Origin of the sequence: Streptomyces sp. NBC_01551, assembly GCF_026339935.1 — a bacterium.
Taxonomy (GTDB): domain Bacteria; phylum Actinomycetota; class Actinomycetes; order Streptomycetales; family Streptomycetaceae; genus Streptomyces.
In genome coordinates, this window is the sequence record NZ_JAPEPX010000001.1 from 3,309,728 (window position 1) to 3,326,992 (window position 17,265).

At 72.7% G+C, this 17,265-nt stretch carries 17 protein-coding genes; 11 read left to right on the forward strand and 6 right to left on the reverse strand.

Going from position 1 to position 17,265, the window contains the following annotated elements:
- Positions 1 to 80: 80 nt before the first annotated feature.
- Both OG982_RS14810 and OG982_RS14815 read left to right on the forward strand, forming a co-directional pair.
- The gene (locus OG982_RS14810; protein ID WP_266786688.1) at positions 81 to 1,970 is read left to right on the forward strand and encodes a C1 family peptidase; all 1,890 of its coding nucleotides are present in this window, start codon (positions 81 to 83) and stop codon (positions 1,968 to 1,970) included.
- 17 nt (positions 1,971 to 1,987) lie between these two features.
- Positions 1,988 to 2,290 (forward strand): protease inhibitor I42 family protein, encoded by a 303-nt coding sequence (locus tag OG982_RS14815; protein ID WP_266786687.1) that lies wholly within the window; start codon positions 1,988 to 1,990, stop codon positions 2,288 to 2,290.
- A gap of 12 nt (positions 2,291 to 2,302) precedes the next feature.
- Here OG982_RS14815 and OG982_RS14820 read toward each other — a convergent pair whose 3' ends face one another.
- Entirely contained in the window at positions 2,303 to 3,499 is a 1,197-nt protein-coding gene (locus OG982_RS14820; RefSeq protein WP_266786686.1) for a S8 family peptidase, read from the reverse strand.
- A gap of 396 nt (positions 3,500 to 3,895) precedes the next feature.
- Between OG982_RS14820 and OG982_RS14825 the strand changes: the two genes are divergently transcribed.
- From OG982_RS14825 to OG982_RS14835, 3 genes are all read left to right on the forward strand, one after another.
- Complete coding sequence (locus OG982_RS14825; RefSeq protein WP_266948677.1) at positions 3,896 to 4,261, forward strand: protease inhibitor I9 family protein; 366 nt, start codon at positions 3,896 to 3,898, stop codon at positions 4,259 to 4,261.
- A gap of 83 nt (positions 4,262 to 4,344) precedes the next feature.
- Positions 4,345 to 5,016: a GntR family transcriptional regulator gene (locus OG982_RS14830; protein ID WP_266786684.1), complete on the forward strand. Its 672-nt coding sequence runs from the start codon at positions 4,345 to 4,347 to the stop codon at positions 5,014 to 5,016.
- A complete protein-coding gene (locus tag OG982_RS14835; protein WP_266786683.1) occupies positions 5,013 to 6,338 on the forward strand; it encodes a nitrate/nitrite transporter in 1,326 nt (441 codons plus the stop codon). Before OG982_RS14830 ends, OG982_RS14835 begins: the two co-directional genes overlap by 4 nt.
- Positions 6,339 to 6,370: 32 nt before the next feature.
- Here the strand turns inward: OG982_RS14835 and OG982_RS14840 are convergent, their stop codons facing one another.
- Entirely contained in the window at positions 6,371 to 7,195 is an 825-nt protein-coding gene (locus OG982_RS14840; RefSeq protein ID WP_266786682.1) for a maleylpyruvate isomerase family mycothiol-dependent enzyme, read from the reverse strand.
- 137 nt (positions 7,196 to 7,332) lie between these two features.
- Here OG982_RS14840 and OG982_RS14845 point away from each other — a divergent pair, with 137 nt between their 5' ends.
- The gene (locus OG982_RS14845) at positions 7,333 to 8,109 is read left to right on the forward strand and encodes a carbon-nitrogen family hydrolase (RefSeq protein ID WP_266786681.1); all 777 of its coding nucleotides are present in this window, start codon (positions 7,333 to 7,335) and stop codon (positions 8,107 to 8,109) included.
- Positions 8,110 to 8,254: 145 nt separating this feature from the next.
- Entirely contained in the window at positions 8,255 to 8,566 is a 312-nt protein-coding gene (locus OG982_RS14850; protein WP_266786680.1) for a hypothetical protein, read from the forward strand.
- Here the strand turns inward: OG982_RS14850 and OG982_RS14855 are convergent.
- The gene (locus OG982_RS14855; protein ID WP_266948678.1) at positions 8,538 to 9,086 is read right to left on the reverse strand and encodes an LURP-one-related/scramblase family protein; all 549 of its coding nucleotides are present in this window, start codon (positions 9,084 to 9,086) and stop codon (positions 8,538 to 8,540) included. The genes OG982_RS14850 and OG982_RS14855 overlap by 29 nt on opposite strands.
- 32 nt (positions 9,087 to 9,118) lie before the next feature.
- Here OG982_RS14855 and OG982_RS14860 point away from each other — a divergent pair, with 32 nt between their 5' ends.
- The 4 genes from OG982_RS14860 to OG982_RS14875 all read left to right on the forward strand — a co-directional run bounded on the left by OG982_RS14860 (position 9,119) and on the right by OG982_RS14875 (position 14,114).
- Entirely contained in the window at positions 9,119 to 9,925 is an 807-nt protein-coding gene (locus OG982_RS14860; protein WP_266786678.1) for a hypothetical protein, read from the forward strand.
- Between the two features lie 30 nt (positions 9,926 to 9,955).
- The gene (locus OG982_RS14865; RefSeq protein WP_266786677.1) at positions 9,956 to 10,480 is read left to right on the forward strand and encodes a DUF4240 domain-containing protein; all 525 of its coding nucleotides are present in this window, start codon (positions 9,956 to 9,958) and stop codon (positions 10,478 to 10,480) included.
- A 150-nt stretch (positions 10,481 to 10,630) separates the two neighbouring features.
- Positions 10,631 to 12,166: a recombinase family protein gene (locus OG982_RS14870; RefSeq protein ID WP_266948679.1), complete on the forward strand. Its 1,536-nt coding sequence runs from the start codon at positions 10,631 to 10,633 to the stop codon at positions 12,164 to 12,166.
- Between the two features lie 118 nt (positions 12,167 to 12,284).
- Positions 12,285 to 14,114 carry an NHL domain-containing thioredoxin family protein gene (locus OG982_RS14875; protein ID WP_266786675.1) on the forward strand — a complete coding sequence of 610 codons (1,830 nt, stop codon included), beginning with the start codon at positions 12,285 to 12,287 and terminating at the stop codon, positions 14,112 to 14,114.
- A 12-nt stretch (positions 14,115 to 14,126) separates the two neighbouring features.
- Here OG982_RS14875 and OG982_RS14880 read toward each other — a convergent pair whose 3' ends face one another.
- The 3 genes from OG982_RS14880 to OG982_RS14890 all read right to left on the reverse strand — a co-directional run bounded on the left by OG982_RS14880 (position 14,127) and on the right by OG982_RS14890 (position 17,232).
- Complete coding sequence (locus OG982_RS14880) at positions 14,127 to 14,963, reverse strand: alpha/beta fold hydrolase (protein ID WP_266948680.1); 837 nt, start codon at positions 14,961 to 14,963, stop codon at positions 14,127 to 14,129.
- Between the two features lie 133 nt (positions 14,964 to 15,096).
- Positions 15,097 to 16,389 (reverse strand): M18 family aminopeptidase, encoded by a 1,293-nt coding sequence (locus OG982_RS14885; RefSeq protein ID WP_266786673.1) that lies wholly within the window; start codon positions 16,387 to 16,389, stop codon positions 15,097 to 15,099.
- A gap of 102 nt (positions 16,390 to 16,491) precedes the next feature.
- Positions 16,492 to 17,232, reverse strand: a complete 741-nt coding sequence (locus OG982_RS14890; protein WP_266792362.1) for a hypothetical protein — start codon at positions 17,230 to 17,232, stop codon at positions 16,492 to 16,494.
- Positions 17,233 to 17,265 lie beyond the last annotated feature (33 nt).

Consider the following 17,265-nt stretch of genomic DNA (forward strand, 5'->3'; position numbering starts at 1 on the left):
CCCTTGACGGGCCGTCGCGGCAGGTGGACGCTCCCGGGTCTCGCTCGCATCCGTACGGGCGACAGCGCCTTGGGGGGCCAATGCCGCAGGAGTACGTCCAGACCGCGGGGGAGCTGCGGGCACGGCTCGCGGAGCTGGGGGCGAGGTGGTCGGTCAGCGAGCACGTCGCGGACGACGACCCCGTTCCGCGCCCGTCGCTCGGCCTGGAACCGGGGGCGAACCTGACGCTCGCCGAGGAGGTGGGGCCGGTCGATCTGCGGGGGCTGATCGGGCGGGCGAGCGGCAATGCGCACCTGACCCGGCGCAGGGCGGCGCACGGGCTGCTGCCCGGCACCCCGGGCGTGGCGGGGGCGGCGCGGCCGGCCGCCGTGGACTGGCGCAGCCGCTGGGGATGGCCGTGGATCACCCGGGTGAAGGACCAGAACCCCTGCGGCTCCTGCTGGGCCTTCGGGGCGGCCGCCCTGGTGGAGTCCATGGCCCGCATCGAGCACTGCGCCTGGGCCGAGCGCTCCGAGGGGGACGTCCACGACGGCCTGCGGTTCAGCTGCGGCCAGGGCAGCAACCCCGAGACCGCCCTCGACTGGATCCGGACCAACGGCGGTCTCGCCGACCCGGACTGCTGGCCGTACAGCACCCCGCCCGCGGGCCTGCCCGCCGACCGGCGCGACGCCTGGCGCGCCGAGTACACCCCGAGCTGGGACCGGTCCGGGCGGACCGTGCGGATCACCGATTACGTCCGGCTCGGCGACGTGGAGCAGCAGAAGGTGTGGCTGGACACGGTCGGCCCGCTGACGGCCTGCTTCGACGTGTACGACGACTTCTTCGGCCTGGGCTCGGGCGTGTACCACCGCACCAGCGACCGGCTCGCGGGCGGCCACTGCGTGCTGATCGTCGGCTACGACGACGCGGCGGGCTGCTGGCTGTTCAAGAACTCCTGGGGGACGGGCTTCCACGTCGGCGGCTACGGCCGGATCGCGTACGGCGAGGCCCGCATCGACCACTGGGCCAAGTGCGGGCTGCGCGGCACCAACATCGACCCGTGGACCAAGCGCCGGCTGCACGCGGGCAGCGTCTACGAGAGCGGCAACGGCCGCGCGCACCGCAACTTCGAGATGTCCGCGACCGCGGGCGGGGGCCGGCTCCAGCACTGGTGGCGCGAGGGCGACGCGCCCTTCGCGTGGGCCCGCGCCGCCACCTACGCGACCGACGCGTCCGGGCAGCCCGCCTTCACCGGCACCACGTACAACCGGAACATGGAGTCCCTGCACGTCACCACGGGCGGGCGGCTGCGGCACTGGTACTACGAGCAGTCCGGCGGCGCGTGGCGCGACGGCGGGGTCTTCGGCCCGGGCGACGCGGCGGTCGGCTCGACCCCGGCGTTCATCCAGAGCGACTACGGCAAGCCGGGCAACTTCGAGGTGGTCGTCCGCACCGCCGACGGCCGCCTGAACCACTGGTGGCGGATCAACGGCGCGCCCTGGACGTGGAACGACGGCGGCCGCTTCGCCTCGGGCATCGCCCACTACGGGCCCGCGCTCGTCCAGACCCGCTCCCGCCACCTCGACCTGGTCGCCACCCGCGCGGACGGGCGGATGCAGCTGTGGTGGCGGGACGACCCGAACGGCTTCGCCTGGCGCGCCGGGGAGATCTTCGGCAGCGGCATCACCTCCGCGCCCTGCCTGATCGAGGGCCAGTACGGGGCCGCCGACGAGGACACCGCCGGGAACTACGAGCTGTGCGCGGTCGCCGCCGGTGGGCGGCTCGAGCACTGGTGGCGCGCGAACGCGGGCGGCTCGTCCTGGCGGCGCGGCGCGGTCTTCGGGCACGACGCGCTCGCCGTCACCGGGATGCTCCAGGGCAGTTTCGGGTTCAACCTGGAGGTCATCGCCCTGCGCACGGACCGCCGGCTCCAGCACTACTGGCGCGACGGCGCGGGCTGGCACGAGGGGCCGGTGATCGGCCCCGCCTGAGGGAAGGGGCCGCACGGGTGGAGATACGGGAGGTCGCGCTGAGGGCCGGTGAGTCGTACGAGCTGCGGCTCACCGGGCGCGGCGCGCGCGGGTACGTGTGGACCTGGCAGGTGACGGGCGACACCGACGCGGTCGCGGTGGCCGAGGGCGGGGCGGCGCCCGGCGGGACCGTGCCGGGCGGGTCGGTGGAGCAGACGTACCTGGTCCGGGGCCGCTGTCCGGGCGGGCGGGCCCGGATCCGCTTCGCGCAGATCCGGCCGCCCTACCCGGACGAGGCCCCTTACGACGAGTTCGTCCTGGACGTGGAGGTCACGCCGTAGGAGCTCCGGGAATCAGAGGCCGTCGGTGAACAGGAGCTTGTTCGTGGTGTTCTTGCTGATGTTGCGCAGGACGTCCTTGGTGGACGCGGCCTCCAGGGCCTGGGCGACCTCGGCCGGGATCGCGGTGGGGTGGACGGCCTTGTAGAGGGCGGCGGTCCCGGTCACGTGCGGGGCCGACATGGAGGTGCCGTTCATGGCGACGCTGCCGCCGCCGAGGCGGGCGGAGTCGATGGCCTGGCCGGGCGCGTAGAGGGACACGCAGGGGCCGTAGTTCGAGAAGGCGGTCTCGTCGTCGAAGACGTTGGACGCCGCGACGGTCAGCACCCGGGCCGCCGAGGCGGGCGAGTACTCACAGGCGTCCTTCGCGTCGTTGCCCGCCGCGACGACGGGCAGCACGCCCCGGTCCGAGAGCGCGGTCGCCGCGTTGTTGAGCGCCAGCGAGCGGGGGCCGCCCAGCGAGGCGTTCAGCACGGCGGGCTGCCTCGCGTTCCTGGCCACCCAGTCGAGGCCGGCGATGATGCCCGAGAAGTCGCCGCTGCCGTTGCAGCCGAGGACGCGGACGCTGATCAGGTTGACCTTGCGGGCCACGCCGTAGGTCTTGCCGCCGACGGTGCCCGCCACGTGGGTGCCGTGCCCCTGGCAGTCCGCCCCGTTGCGGCCGTCCGCGATGGCGTCGAAGCCGGGCACGGCGCGGCCGCCGAACTCCGAGTGGCTGTAGTCGATACCGGTGTCGAGGATGTAGGCGTTGACGCCGGCGCCGCTTCCGAAGGTGGTGAAGGACTGGTCGAGCGGCAGGTTCCGCTGGTCGATCCGGTCCAGCCCCCAGGTCGAGGCGGGCGTGCGGGCGCCGGCGGCGGGAGTCCCGGTCGGGATCTGCGGGACGGTGACCTTGGCGTCCTCCTCCACCGACAGCACCCCGGGCGCGGTGCGGGCCTGCTGGAGCTGGGTGGCGTTCAGGGTCGCCGCGAACCCGCGCATGGCGGAGGTGTACGTGTGGTGCGGCTTGACCCCCACCTTCGTCGCGAGCGCCGCCGGGTCCGCGTTCCGGTCGAGGGTGACGATGTAGCGGCCCGGGATGGCGTTGACGGAGGTGAGCAGCGGGGCCGGGGTGGGCTCCGGTGCCTTGGCGGAGGCCGTGCCCGCGGCCATCGGGGCCAAGGGGGCCATCGCGAGGAGAACGGCGGTCGAGAGGCGCGCCAGCATGCGCATGAGGGGGACTCCCTGGGGTGTGTCGTCGGACGTCACGAGGGCGCCGTCCCGACTAGCCGGCGGCCGGCGGCTGGTGGCGGCCGGGCGGCGGGTGGGCGGCCCCTTCCTCCATCGGACGCGCCTCGCGCGCGGCTTGAGCGGGCCGCCTCCGCTTGGCCCAAGAACGCGCGGCGCCGGCGGGGTGGGCGCCGGGGCGTTCGCGGGGGCTTTTCCGGGCGGGCTGCGGAAAGGATTTTTCCGTGTGCCGGGGCGGAGTCCGGGGCGCGGGGCGGCCGGCGCCCGCGGCGGGGTCCGGCCGCCGGGCGAATTCACCCGTATGGCGGGAGCCTCAGGTATCACTCGCCGCGCCGGGGGCGGTCGTTGACTCGCCGGGCCCCGCGTGATGGCCTCCCGATCATGCGAAACCGAGAGTGGTTTGTCGGGTTTGTCCTGCCGGTCGTGGTCCTCGCGGCCGCCCTGACGGCCGGGGCGCCGCCCGCCGCGGCCGCCGTCACCCCTTCCGTTCCGGCCGGCCTCGCGGTGCCCCTGCCGCCGGGCGACGACGACCCGGCCGAGACCCGGCGGTACATCGTCACCGTCCGGCCGGACGCCGACCCGGCCGAGGTGGCCGCCATGGTCGAGGGCGTGCGGCCGCTGTACGTGTTCCGCTCCACGATCAACGGCTTCGCGGCGCGCCTCACCCCGGAGCAGCGCGACGCGCTGGCCGCGCTGCGGGAGGTCGAGGCGGTCGAGGAGGACGGGGTGGCCGGCGTACCGACGTAGGGCCGCGCAGGGAGGCGAGCGCCCGCCGTCCGGATGCTGGACGGCCGCTCAAGTTGTACCCCTCATGTATCTATCCTGTGCGCATGCCAGCTCCCGCCACCGCGCCGGCCGGCGCCACCACGCCCGCCACCGCGGCCGACCGCGTCTACGTCCACGTCAAGCAGGGCGTGCTCGACCGCCGCTACGAAGGCGGGGTCCTGCTCACCGAGGGCGAACTCGCCGACGCCGTCGGGGTGTCCCGCACACCGGTGCGCGAGGCGCTGCTGCGCCTGGAGACCGAGGGGCTGCTGAAGCTGTACCCGAAGAAGGGCGCGCTGGTCCTGCCGGTCTCCGCGCAGGAGATCGCCGACGTGATCGAAACCCGGCTGCTGGTCGAGGAGTTCACCGTCCGCAAGGCCGTGCCGGCGCCGCCCGGACTGCTGGAGCGGCTCGCCGCCCTGGTCGAGGAGCAGCGCCGGCACGCCGCCGGGGGCGACCTCGCGGCCGTGATGGCCGCCGACCGGGGCTTCCACGCGGAGATCGTGCGCAGCGCCGGGAACCAGATCCTGTGCCGCCTCTACGACCAGCTCCGCGACCGGCAGCTGCGGATGGGCGTGGCGCTGCTGCACGCCCACCCCGACCGGATCGAGCGGTCGCTGACCGAGCACACCGAGATCCTGGACGCGCTGCGCGCCGGGGACGCGCAGACGGCGGCCGCGGCGGTCCGGGCGCACGTGGGCCGCGTCGAGGCGCTGGTGCGGGGGTCGGCCCGATGAGCGCGGGGGCGGTGTTGAAAGACCCTCCGGGCGGACGCGGGGCGGTCGCCGTCTGGGGGATCGGCGTCGCCGTCTACTTCGTCGCGGTGATCTTCCGTACCAGCCTGGGCGTGGCCGGACTGGAGGCGGCCGACCGCTTCCACGTGAACGCCTCGGCGCTCTCCACGTTCTCGCTGCTCCAGCTGCTGGTCTACGCCGGGATGCAGATACCGGTGGGGCTGATGGTGGACCGGCTCGGCACCAAGAAGGTGCTGACGCTGGGCGCGGTGCTGTTCACCGCCGGGCAGATCGGCTTCGCGCTGGCCCCCTCGTACGGGATGGCCCTGGCGGCCCGCGCCCTGCTGGGCTGCGGTGACGCGATGACCTTCATCTCCGTGCTCCGGCTGGGCACCCGGTGGTTCCCGGCGCGCCGCGGCCCGCTGATGGCGCAGCTGGCCGGGCTGGTGGGGATGGCGGGCAACCTGGTCTCGACGCTCGTGCTGGCGCCCGTCCTGCACGGCGTCGGCTGGGTGCCGGCGTTCGCGGGGAGCGCGGTGGCGGGGCTGGTGGTGCTGGTGCCCCTGACGCTGTTCCTGCGCGACCACCCGCAGGGCCACGAGCCGGCGCCCCAGCCGCGCGGCGCGGGAGGTTTCGTGCGGCGTCAGATCGCGGAGTCCTGGCGCGAGCCGGGCACCCGGCTGGGGCTGTGGGTGCACTTCACGACGCAGTTCCCCGCGATGGTGTTCCTGCTGCTGTGGGGCATGCCGTTCCTGGTCGAGGCACAGGGGCTGTCGCGGACCACGGCGGGCGGGCTGCTGACGCTGGTGGTGGCCTCGAACATGGGGTTCGGCCTGGTCTACGGGCAGCTCGTCGGCCGCCGGCAGACGGCGCGGATCCCGCTGGCCCTGGGCACGGTCGGGCTGACGGCCCTGCTGTGGGCCTCGGTCCTCCTCTACCCGGGGGACCGGGCCCCGATGTGGCTGCTGGTCGCGCTGTGCGTGGTGCTGGGCACCTGTGGACCGGCGTCGATGATCGGCTTCGACTTCGCCCGCCCCGCGAACCCGGCGGAGCGTCAGGGGACGGCCTCGGGCATCACCAACATGGGCGGTTTCATCGCCTCGATGACGACGCTGCTGGCGGTCGGCCTGCTGCTGGACGCGACCGGCGACGACTACCGGGTGGCGTTCTCCTCGGTGTTCGTCCTGGAGGCGGTGGGCATCGCCCAGATCCTCCGGCTGCGGGGCCGCGCCCTCGCCCGCGAACGGGACCGCCTGACCCCGCACAGGGTCCCCGGCCTGCCGGGTCAGGCCCCGGCCCCGGCTCCGAGTCCGTCGCGGACGTAGCCGGGGTGCTCCCGCCGCCGGTGCCTACGGGGTCACGGGGTCACGGCGAAGTGCGCGAGGATGGCAGCGGCCAGCGCGGTGTCACCCTCCACCTTCACCCGGTCGGCGACGACGTGCGGCCGCACCCGGCCCGCCGCCAGCCGGACGTACGTCTCCCAGTCCATGGCCAGCGACACCGCCGGGCCCAGGGACGGCGCGTTGTCCAGGCTCCCGCGCCCGTTCGCGTCGACCCGTATCGTCCGCATGAACTCCACCGGCCCGTGCACGTCCAGGACGACCGCCGAGTTCGCCGGGGCGCCCGCCCGCTTGGCGACCGCCTTCGGCAGCTCCTCCAGCAGCACGTCCCGCGCGACGAAGGCCCCCGGCGAGTCCCAGTTCCCGGGCGCGCCCAGCGCGGCGCGCAGGTCCTGCTCGTGGATCCACATGTCCGACGCCCGCACCCGCATCGCGTCCTCCAGCGTCACCTGGTCGCCCAGCGGTCCGCGCACGATCGTCGACGGGTCCCGCTTCTCGTTGCGCAGCTGCCGCGAGCGCCGGATGACCGTGTACTCCAGCTCCGAGGTCATCTCGGGCGCGGTGTGGTGCCGGCGGACGTCAACCTGCACCTCCATGTACCGGGTGAACTCGTCCACCACGTGTCGCAGATCACGCGGCAGGGTGTGGATCGGGCGCGGGTCGCCGAGCTGCTCGCAGTCGATGCCGATGATGTGTGACACCACGTCACGGACCGACCAGCCGGGGCAGGGGGTCGCCCGGTTCCACTCGCCCTCGGTGAGGGGAAGGACCAGCTCCGATATCGCCTCGGCGGAGTGGGTCCACGCGTCGGCATAGGGCTGAAGGCTGGGATGGACGGTCAACGGGACCCCTCGCGTGCTGTTCAGTGGCTCGTTGTGGACTATTCCCAAAACTACGCTGCCGGTGAGCACCCCGGCAGTGCTTTCGTGTGACGATCGTAGGCCCGAGTTGACGACTCTCATGCCAGGACGGTGGTAGTGTGCGCGCCTCTCTGATCCAAATCGCGGTGAACGAAGGGGAGTCGGTGGCCTCCCGGCGCTCCCGCGCCGCCGAGCTGGTGCGGGAGCAGTCCGGATCCGACCTCGTCGTGCTGCCCGAACTGTGGACCGTCGGCGCCTTCGCCTACGAGCAGTTCGAGACCGAGGCCGAGCCGCTGGACGGCCCGACCTACCAGGAGATGGCCAAGGCCGCGAGCGACGCCGCGGTGTGGCTGCACGCAGGCTCCTTCGTGGAGCGCGCGGGCGACGGCTCCCTCTACAACACCGCCCTCGTGCTCTCCCCGGCGGGCGAGCTGGCGGCGACGTACCGCAAGATCCACCGGTTCGGCTTCGACCAGGGCGAGGCGGTGCTGATGTCGGCCGGCGAGACCCTGACGACGGTGGAGCTGCCGGAACAGACCCTGGGCCTGGCCACCTGCTACGACCTGCGCTTCCCGGAGCTGTTCCGGGGCCTGGTGGACGCCGGGGCCACCACGATGGTGGTGGCCGCGGGCTGGCCCGCCCGACGGCGCGCCCACTGGACCCTGCTCAGCCGGGCGCGGGCGGTCGAGGACCAGTCGTACGTCCTGTCCTGCGGGCTGGCCGGCACCCACGCGGGCGTCGAGCAGGCCGGGCACAGCCTGGTCGTGGACCCGTGGGGCGAGATCCTGGCGGAGGCGGGCCCGGGCGAGGACGTTCTCACGGTGGACCTGGACCCGGCCAAGGTCGCCGAGACCCGGGAACAGTTCCCGGCCCTGAAGGACCGCCGCCTGCGCTGAACACGGCGACGGCGCCGCCGGCCGGGCCGACGTCGGTCGCCGTGCCTCCCGGGCGCCGACGTCGGTCGGGGGGCCGCCGGTTGAAGTCGGGGCGCCTGGGTATGCGCGGTGGCGGCCGCCGGGGCCGTGACGAGGAGGCGTACGCGTGACCGAGGACACCGAGGCCGCGGTGGCGGCCGCCCTGGAGCCGCACGAGCCCTCCGCCGGGGAGATCGCGGCCCGCGAGCGGGTCCGGGCCGACGCCGCCGGCCTGACCCATGCCGGGGCCGAGGACGCCCTGGAGGCGGCGGTGGCGGCCGCCGGGGACCTGGCGTCAGCCGACGCGTCCACCCGGGCCGCGGTCGCGGAGTGGCAGCGCATCACCGACCTCCTCTTCGACCACGGCGGCCCGTACGCCCCCGACGCGGACGCCTACGTCCAAGGCCAGCTCAGGGCCCGGGAACACCACCGGAGGTGACCGGCACCTCCCGCCCCTCCTGCTCTTCCCGCCCCTCCCGTTCCTTCTCGGCCATCCGGATCACGCACACGGCGACGGCGATCAGCAGCGCCGCGTCCGAGTCCTCCCGGACCACGTCCACGGCGTACGTCTCCCGGATCCGGTACCACTGCCTGGAGACCAGCGCCAGCAGCTCCCCGTCGTACTCGACCTTGAACTCGCGGTCCAGGATCCGCCCGCTGACGTCGAGCTCCGTCCCCTCGACCAGCGTCACGCGGAAGTGGTTGCGCAGCAGCGACAGCCGCTTGCGCCGGATCACCGCGAGCCGGAGCTCGTCCCGCTCCAGCGTCATCGCGTCGCGCAGCGCGAACAGCTTCTCCCGCAGGGTGATCAGGATCCGCCCGTCGGGATCCTTCAGCTCCAGGGTGTCCCGGATCCGCAGGGCCTTCCCGTCGACCAGGAAGGCGTGCCGGCCCGCCTCGTCCTCGATCCGGTAGTCGTCGCCGATGGCCAGCATTTTGTCCTGTACGAGGTATTTCATGCGCTGATCGCTGCCCGCGATAGGTTGCGGCCATGCCTCTTCTCTACGTGACCGACCTGGCCTACCCGGCGCGCGGCCGCCGCTACTGCGACGAGGACATATTCCTCACGTCCCGGCTGCGCGAGCACTTCGACCTGGCCCTGTGCCACCCGAAGGACGCGCGGGCCATGCTGGCGCTCGGCTTCGACGCCGTCGTCGTCCGCAACAGCGGCCCCGTCCTGCACTACCAGCAGGCCTACGACGCGTTCCGCGCCGCCGCGCTCGCCGCCGGGACCCGCGTCTACAACCCGCTCACCGGCCGCGCCGACATGGCGGGCAAGCAGTACCTGCTCGACCTGACCGCCGCCGGCTACCCGGTGATCCCGACGGTCGACGACCCGGCCGACCTCGGGCAGCTCCCCTCGGTCCCCACGTACGCGGTCAAGCCGAAGCAGGGCGCGGACTCCATCGGCCTCACCTTCACCGACCGCCCGGAGGGACCGGCGGGCGAGGTCCTGATCCAGCCGCGCATCGACTTCGCGTACGAGGTGTCCTTCTACTTCGTCGACGACGCCTTCCAGTACGCGCTGTACGCCCCGGACCCGGCCCGCCGCTGGGAGCTGACGCCGTACGAGCCGACCGCGGCGGACCTGGACTTCGCCCGCGCCTTCATCGGGTGGAACACCCTCTCGCACGGCATCCAGCGCGTGGACGCCTGCCGGGCGCCGTCGGGCGAGCTGCTGCTGGTGGAGCTGGAGGACCTGAACCCGTACCTGTCGCTGGACCTGGTCGCGCCGGAGGTCCAGGCCGCTTTCATCACATCCCTCACGCAGTCCCTCCACTCCTTCCTGAAGGACTGATGTCAGACCGGGATGCGAGGCTCTGTCCCCATGGACAAGCAGACGTTCTGGAAGCTGATCGAGACGGCGCGGGCGGACGCGGCACCGGATGAGGTGGCGGCGCGGGCGTCGCAACTCCTCGCGCTGCACCCGGCGCAGGAGATAGCCGCGGCCCAGCAGGTGCTGTGGGACCTGCTCGCGGAGTCGTACCGCGCCCCCCTCTGGGCCGCGGCCTACGTGATCAACGGCGGCTGCTCCGACGACGGCTTCGACTACTTCCGCGGCTGGCTCCTGACCCAGGGCGAGGCGGCCTTCACCGCCGCCCTGAGCGACCCGGACTCCCTCGCGGACCACCCGGCGGTCCGCGAGGCGGCCACCGAGGGCGTGGAGCTGTGGGACGAGTCGGCCCTCTCGATCGCCTGGACGGCCCACGAGTCCGCGACGGGCAGCGCCCTCCCCGCGGACTCCTTCACGATCAGCTACCCGGACCTGGACCCCTCCTGGTCCTTCGACTTCGACGACAACGCCGAAACCGCCACCCGCCTCCCCCGCCTGACCGCCCTCTTCGCCACCTAGACCCCGCAGCGGCCCCGAGCTCCACCCCTGCGGGCGGGGGCGGGGCGGGGGTGGCTTGATGCACCCTCGCTGACCTGCGAGGGCGGATTGCCATTCTCGATTTCTGGATTTCCTGAACCAATGTGAGCACTTCTCGCTAGCGTTGGGAAGGTGCACCAACACGCCACTGCTGACCTGTACTTGCGCCTGTCCCTGGACCGGGAGGGCAAGACGGCGATCGACCGCCAGGAAGCCGACTGCCGCGCATGGGCGGAGCGCAACGGACTGACCGTCCGCAAGGTCCACATCGACCGTGGACGTTCCGGTTACAAGAACGTCAGCCGCAAGGGGTTCGATGCGGCGATCACAGCAGCCACGGCCGGCGTCGTGGGCGTCCTGATCGTCTGGAAGCTCGACCGCCTGTCCCGCAAGGGCATCGGTGAGGTCGGCAAGGCCCTGGACGACATAGGCCGGGTCGGCGGACGGCTGGTCTCCGTCATGGACGGCCTCGACACGAAGAACGACAGCGCCCGGGTCACCATCGAGATGCTGGCGGAACTGGCGCGCAACGAGTCCCACAACCTTGGGATGCGCGTCGGCAATGCCAAGCGGTACCTACGCCGGCGGGGCCAGTGGATCGGCGGACAGCCGCCTTACGGGCTGCTGGTGGACCCGGAGGCGAAGAAGCTCGTCCACGACCCCGAGACCGCCGTCTACGCCCGCCTGCTCGCCGACGAGGCGCTGTCCGGGAAGGCCCTCGTCCACATCGCCCGGCTGCTGAACGAGCACGGGGTGGAGTCCGCCCGTGGAGGCGAGTGGAACTCGTCCAGCGTCATGCAACTCCTTCGCTCACCGGCCTTCGCCGGTCTCATGCCGCAGACCGAGTACGAGGAGCAGCCGGACGGGACACGCAAGTACATGAACCGGGTCTCTCCTTACCGAGACCCGGAGACGCTCGAAACCGTGAGTATTGGCGAGGGGATCATCACCGTCGGGGAGCGCGAACTCATCCTCCGCCAGCTTGAAGCGCGTACGTTTCCTCTGGCCGGGAAGCGGCACGGCCACAAGCAAGGGAAGTCATTGCTCACCGGCATAGCGCGTTGTGGGCTCTGTGGCGCCCGGATGAGTAAGGCCGGCACGTCGTACCAGTGCTCCAGCCACCGCATGGGGCGAGGATGCTCCGGCGTCTCGGCTCGGGTGGAGAGCATCGACGACTACGTGACCCGGGCGTTCCTCTCACGCCTGCCTTCCCTGGAGCCTCAGGACCCGCTGCTCGCCGTGATCGCCGATCGCTGGGTACAGAGGGAGGCCCCGGAGGTTTTCGCGAAGCGGGACGCGATCGAGGCTGAGATCGCGGACGAGGGGGCTCGTCTGGCGGACCTGGAGGAGGCCAGGTACGTCCGTGGCGAGTTCACCGGCGCAGACGCGATCGACCGGTACAACCGGCTCGCAGGACGACTTCGTACCCGGATCGAGGGGCTGCGCGCGGACCTACTGCGGATGCCGACCCCTTCTGTGGACATCTCTCCTCTCCTGGATGCGGGCCTGCTACGTGAAGCTTGGGAAGCCGACGATGCGGCCGGAAGACGTGAACGCCTTGGCCTCGCAATCGATCGGGTGGAAGTCCGGCGAGGCAGGGTGGGCGTGAGGTTCGATGGCGACGAGCGCTGCCGGATCGTCTGGGCGACGAGAGACGGTGCTGGGTAGGAGTCAGCGGGTGACGAAGCTGCCACTGCGAACAGATCCGGAGCCAATAGCTGCTGCGCAGGCAGCCGCGTCGTACGGCTGTGATCCGGTGTTCATGGGCCAATGGCAAGCTTGAAACATGAACGATGCTGCCCCGGCGCCCACCCCCGCGCCCCGCCGTGCCCGTGTCCGTGCCCCCGAGCTGATCGGCAAGGGCGGCTGGATCAATACCGGCGGGAAGGACCTGAAGCTCGCCGACTTCCGAGGTCGCACATTGATTCTCGATTTTTGGACCTTCTGCTGCATTAACTGCCTGCACGTTCTCGACGAGCTGCGCGAGCTGGAGGAGAAGCACCGCGACACCGTCGTGATCATCGGGGTGCACTCCCCGAAGTTCGTGCACGAGGCCGAGCACGCGGCCGTCGTCGATGCCGTCGAGCGGTACGAGGTGCACCACCCGGTGCTGGACGATCCCGAGCTGGCGACCTGGAAGCAGTACGCCGTCCGGGCCTGGCCGACGCTCGTCGTGATCGACCCCGAGGGGTACATCGTCGCGCAGCACGCCGGTGAGGGGCATGCGCACGCCATCGCGCGGCTCGTCGAGGAGCTGGAGGCCGAGCACGAGGCCAAGGGGACGCTGCGGCGCGGGGACGGGCCGTACGTGGCGCCCGAGCCGGTCGCGACCGATCTGCGGTTCCCCGGCAAGGCGCTCATGCTGCCCTCCGGGAACCTGCTGGTCTCGGACTCGACGCGGCACCAGCTGGTGGAGCTCGCCGCCGACGGCGAGAGCGTCGTGCGCCGCATCGGCAGCGGGGAGCGCGGCTTCGGCGGCGACAGCTTCAGCGAGCCGCAGGGGCTGGCGCTGCTGCCCGACGGGTCCGTGGTCGTCGCCGACACCGTCAATCACGCGCTGCGCCGGTTCGATCCCGTCACCGGGGCCGTCGAGACCGTCGCCGGGACCGGGCGCCAGTGGTGGCAGGGCTCGCCGACCTCCGGCCCCGCGCTGGAGGTGGACCTGTCCTCCCCGTGGGACGTCGCCTGGTGGCAGGGCAAGGTGTGGATCGCCATGGCCGGCGTGCACCAGCTGTGGACCTGGGACCCCGCGACGCGGACGGTGGAGGTCGCCGCCGGCACCACCAACGAAGGTCTGGTGGACGGGCCCGCCGCCGAGGCCTGGTTCGCGCAGCCGTCCGGGCTCGCGGCCACCGAGGAGCGGCTGTGGGTCGCCGACTCCGAGACCAGCGCGCTGCGCTACGTCCACGCGACGCCCGACGGGTACGCCGTGGCCTCCGCCGTCGGGACCGGGCTGTTCGACTTCGGGCACCGCGACGGTGACGCCGGCCAGGCGCTGCTCCAGCACCCGCTCGGGGTGACCGCCCTGCCGGACGGCTCGGTCGCGGTGTGCGACACGTACAACCACGCCCTGCGCCGCTACGACCCGGCGACCGGCCAGGTCACCACCCTCGCCACCGATCTGCGCGAGCCCAGCGACGCGGTGCTCGCCGGGAGCGACATCGTGGTCGTCGAGTCCGCCCGGCACCGGCTGACCCGGCTGCGGCTGCCCGAGGAGGCGGTCCGGGTCGACGCGGTCGCCCACCGGACGCAGCGCGCCGCCACCGAGGTCGCCCCGGGCACGCTCCGGCTCGACGTGGTGTTCCAGGCGCCGAGCGGCCAGAAGCTCGACACCCGGTACGGGCCTTCGACGCGCCTGCTGGTGTCGTCCACGCCGCCCGAGCTGCTGTTGGGCGGGGAGGGCGCCGGGACGGACCTGTTCCGCGAGCTGGCGCTCAACCCGGAGGTCACCGAGGGCGTGCTGCACGTCTCCGCGATGGCGGCGTCCTGCGACGACGACCCGGAGAACGAGTACCCGGCCTGCCACGTCCACCAGCAGGACTGGGGTGTTCCGGTGACGGTGACCGCCGCCGGCGCGACCCGCCTCCCGCTGGTCCTCGCCGGGATGGACTCCTAGTACCGGAGCGCGCTACGGCGCCGACAGTACGCCGATCAGCCGGTCCGCGAACGCGGCCGGCTGTTCGGCGCACCCCAGGTGCCCGCCGGGGAAGTCGGTGACGGCGCTCCCGAGACGCTCCGCCAGGGCCTCGGCCGGGCGGCGCAGGAGCAGTCCGTACGAGTCCTCCCCGGCGGCCGGGACCAGCCGGTCGGCGTACGGGGCGAGGGCGTCGAGGTCCGGCATGTGGCCGGTGAACTGGAGCAGTTCGCGTTCCAGGAAGGACGGCAGGTTGGCGAGGACGCGGGCCATGACGTCGGCCGGCGGCGGGTTGTGCTCCCCGCCCGCCCCGCCCGCCCCGCGGCCGTCGTCCGTACCGGCCGCCATGACGGCCATGGCCGCCTCCAGGCCCTGCGCGCGGTACGTCTCCACGACGGAGGCGAAGAAGCGGTGTTGCTGCGCCGCGTCGGGCAACAGGCCCACCAGCGGCGGCTCGTGGGCCACGACCCGCCGGACCAGCTCCGGGTGGCGCTGGAGCAGGTCCAGCGCGACGACGGCGCCGGCGCTCGTGCCCGCGACGTACGCCGGTTCGTCGGTGAGGGCCGCGAGCAGCAGTGCCGCGTCCTGGCTCTGCCCCTGCGGGCTCTGGTCCTCGGGGGGACCGTCGAGCGGGCTGCGCGTGCGGCCGCGGGGGTCGTACGCGACGACCGTGAAGTGCCGGGCGAGGGCGTCGGCGACGCCGTCGAAGAGGGCCGCGTCGGCGCCGCCGCCGGGCACGAGCAGCAGGACGGGGCCAAAGCCCCGGGTCTCGTAGCGGAGCGTGGCACCGGGGACCTTGAGCGTCCGGACCGTCGTCGTCGCCTTCGGCATCGTCTTCGCACATCCATTTCCTAGGGGCTCTAGGTAAGACCCTAGAAGATCTAGGTTGCATTCGCACGTCAAAAACCCCGCCCCGGTGGTCCGGGACGGGGTTCGGGTGGAGCGGGCGCGCGCCGCGTGCGTCTCAGCCTTGCAGGAACGCCACCAGCGCGTTCGCCAGCAGGTACGGGTCATCCGCCCCGCACAGCTCGCGGGCGCTGTGCATCGACAGGATCGCCACGCCGATGTCCACGGTGTGGATGCCGTGCCGGGCCGCCGTGATCGGGCCGATGGTCGTGCCGCACGGCATCGAGTTGTTGGAGACGAACGTCTGCCACGGCACCCCGGCCCGCTCGCAGGCGGCCGAGAACACCGCGCGCCCGGTGCCGTCCGTCGCGTACCGCTGGTTGACGTTGACCTTGAGGATCGGGCCGGCGTTGACGCGCGGGTGGTGCGTCGGGTCGTGCCGTTCCGGGTAGTTGGGGTGCACCGCGTGCCCGGTGTCCGAGGACAGGCAGATCGTGCCCGCGAAGGCCCGCGCGCGGTCCTCGTAGGAGCCCCCGCGTGCGAAGACTGAACGTTCCAGCACGTTCCCCAGCAGCGGCCCGTCCGCGCCGGTGTCCGACTGCGAGCCGTTCTCCTCGTGGTCGAACGCGGCGAGCACCGGGATGTACTCCAGGCCCTCGGAGGCCGAGACGGCCGCCAGCGCCGCGACGCCCGCGTGCACCGACACCAGGTTGTCCATCCGCGGGCCCGCCACCAGCTCGCGGTCGCGCCCCAGGTACGACGGCGGTTCGATGGAGTGGACCATCAGGTCCCAGCCGGCCACCGAGCCCTGCGGCAAACCCTCTTCCTCCTCCAGGAACGCGATCAGGTCGCCCTCCTGGACCTCGCCCAGACCCCAGATCGGCTGCATGTGCCGCTGCTTGTCCAGCTTCAGGCCCTCGGAGTTCACCGACCGGTCCAGGTGCACGGCGAGTTGGGGCACGCGCAGCAGCGCGCGGTCCACGTTCACCAGCCGCTCGGTGCCGTCGCGCAGCGTCAGGCGGCCGGCCAGGCCCAGGTCCCGGTCCAGCCAGGTGTTGAGCAGGGTGCCGCCGTAGATCTCGACGGCGATCTGCCGCCAGCCCTGCGAGCCCGTGTCGGGAAGCGGCTTCACACGCAGGTTGGGGGAGTCGGTGTGCGCGCCGACGATGCGGAACGGGGTGTGCGCGGTGGCGCCTTCCGGCACGTACCACGCGATGAGCGCGCCCCCGCGGAGGACGAACTTGCCACCGGTTCCCGCGTCCCAGGCGTCCGTTTCCGACAACTGCCTGAAGCCTGCCTTCTCCAGCCGCTCGGCCGCATTGGCCACGGCGTGGTACGGCGACGGACTGGCCGCCAGAAAGGTCATCAGATCGTCGGTGTGGCCGCGGTCGAAGCGGGCGGGAGAGCTCATGTGGTTCACCTTAACGACGGTCGTGTTCGCCATGGCCGGACTGCGGCGGATAGCCCAAGGTCGGGGGCGCGTAGGGGGTGTGGCCCCGCGATCCCGGCGGTCTCAGCCCGGCGGACGCTCGAATCTGCGCTGCAACTGCCGGCGCTCGCCCCGCCGGATGCGCGGGAGCATCTCGGGGGTCTGCGCCGAGCGCTGCGCGCGCCTTTTGCGTCCGGCGCAGAAGATACAGGCCTCACCGGGGGGCGCGTCCGGGTCGATGGGGGCGCCGGGGTGTTCGGAGCATCCGGAGGCGTTGCGCGGCCGGGACAGTTCGCGGGCCACGATGAAGGCCCGGTGCAGGTCGTCCGCGATCCGTACGAAGTCCTCGGCGGGGGAGGAGATGCTCAGGTGGAAGCGGCGGTCCTCGACCGCTCGGAGCTCCGCGCGCAGCACGTCGTGCGTGTACGGGGGCTCGGGCACGGGGTATCCCAGCCGGCGCTGCTCCCCGGCGGGCGGGGCCGCGGCGGCCGGGCGGCGGCCGCCCTGGGAGCGCAGGCCGAGGCGGCGCCGGTCGTTGCAGATCAGGCAGCGTCCCCAGCCGTCGGGCGCCTCGGGGTCCAGGGCGCCGTTGGGGTGCTCGGAGCAGCCGGTGTAGCTCTTGGCGGGAGCGAGCCCGGCGGCGGTCTGGAACGCGGTGTAGAGGGCGTCGGCGATGCCCTCGTACTCGGCGGGGTGGGAGCCGTCGTACAGCTCCCGCAGGTGGTCGCCGAGGCTGCCCAGGCTCGCCTGCAGCTCCTTGAGGGCGTACGGCCGCCCGGTGGGGACGGAGTACCCCCTGCTGCCGTGCTGATCCTGTGGACTCATGCCACGAGCGTCCCATGAACGACTGACAAGGCG

What these genes read in the sequence shown, in the direction of transcription:
- OG982_RS14810 (WP_266786688.1), top strand. Translation starts at nt 81, where the DNA reads ATGCCGCAGGAGTACGTCCAGACCGCGGGGGAGCTGCGGGCACGGCTC.
- OG982_RS14820 (WP_266786686.1), bottom strand. Translation starts at nt 3,499, where the DNA reads ATGCGCATGCTGGCGCGCCTCTCGACCGCCGTTCTCCTCGCGATGGCC.
- OG982_RS14825 (WP_266948677.1), top strand. Translation starts at nt 3,896, where the DNA reads ATGCGAAACCGAGAGTGGTTTGTCGGGTTTGTCCTGCCGGTCGTGGTC.
- OG982_RS14830 (WP_266786684.1), top strand. Translation starts at nt 4,345, where the DNA reads ATGCCAGCTCCCGCCACCGCGCCGGCCGGCGCCACCACGCCCGCCACC.
- OG982_RS14835 (WP_266786683.1), top strand. Translation starts at nt 5,013, where the DNA reads ATGAGCGCGGGGGCGGTGTTGAAAGACCCTCCGGGCGGACGCGGGGCG.
- OG982_RS14855 (WP_266948678.1), bottom strand. Translation starts at nt 9,086, where the DNA reads ATGAAATACCTCGTACAGGACAAAATGCTGGCCATCGGCGACGACTAC.
- OG982_RS14860 (WP_266786678.1), top strand. Translation starts at nt 9,119, where the DNA reads ATGCCTCTTCTCTACGTGACCGACCTGGCCTACCCGGCGCGCGGCCGC.
- OG982_RS14865 (WP_266786677.1), top strand. Translation starts at nt 9,956, where the DNA reads ATGGACAAGCAGACGTTCTGGAAGCTGATCGAGACGGCGCGGGCGGAC.
- OG982_RS14875 (WP_266786675.1), top strand. Translation starts at nt 12,285, where the DNA reads ATGAACGATGCTGCCCCGGCGCCCACCCCCGCGCCCCGCCGTGCCCGT.
- OG982_RS14880 (WP_266948680.1), bottom strand. Translation starts at nt 14,963, where the DNA reads ATGCCGAAGGCGACGACGACGGTCCGGACGCTCAAGGTCCCCGGTGCC.
- OG982_RS14885 (WP_266786673.1), bottom strand. Translation starts at nt 16,389, where the DNA reads ATGAGCTCTCCCGCCCGCTTCGACCGCGGCCACACCGACGATCTGATG.
- OG982_RS14890 (WP_266792362.1), bottom strand. Translation starts at nt 17,232, where the DNA reads ATGAGTCCACAGGATCAGCACGGCAGCAGGGGGTACTCCGTCCCCACC.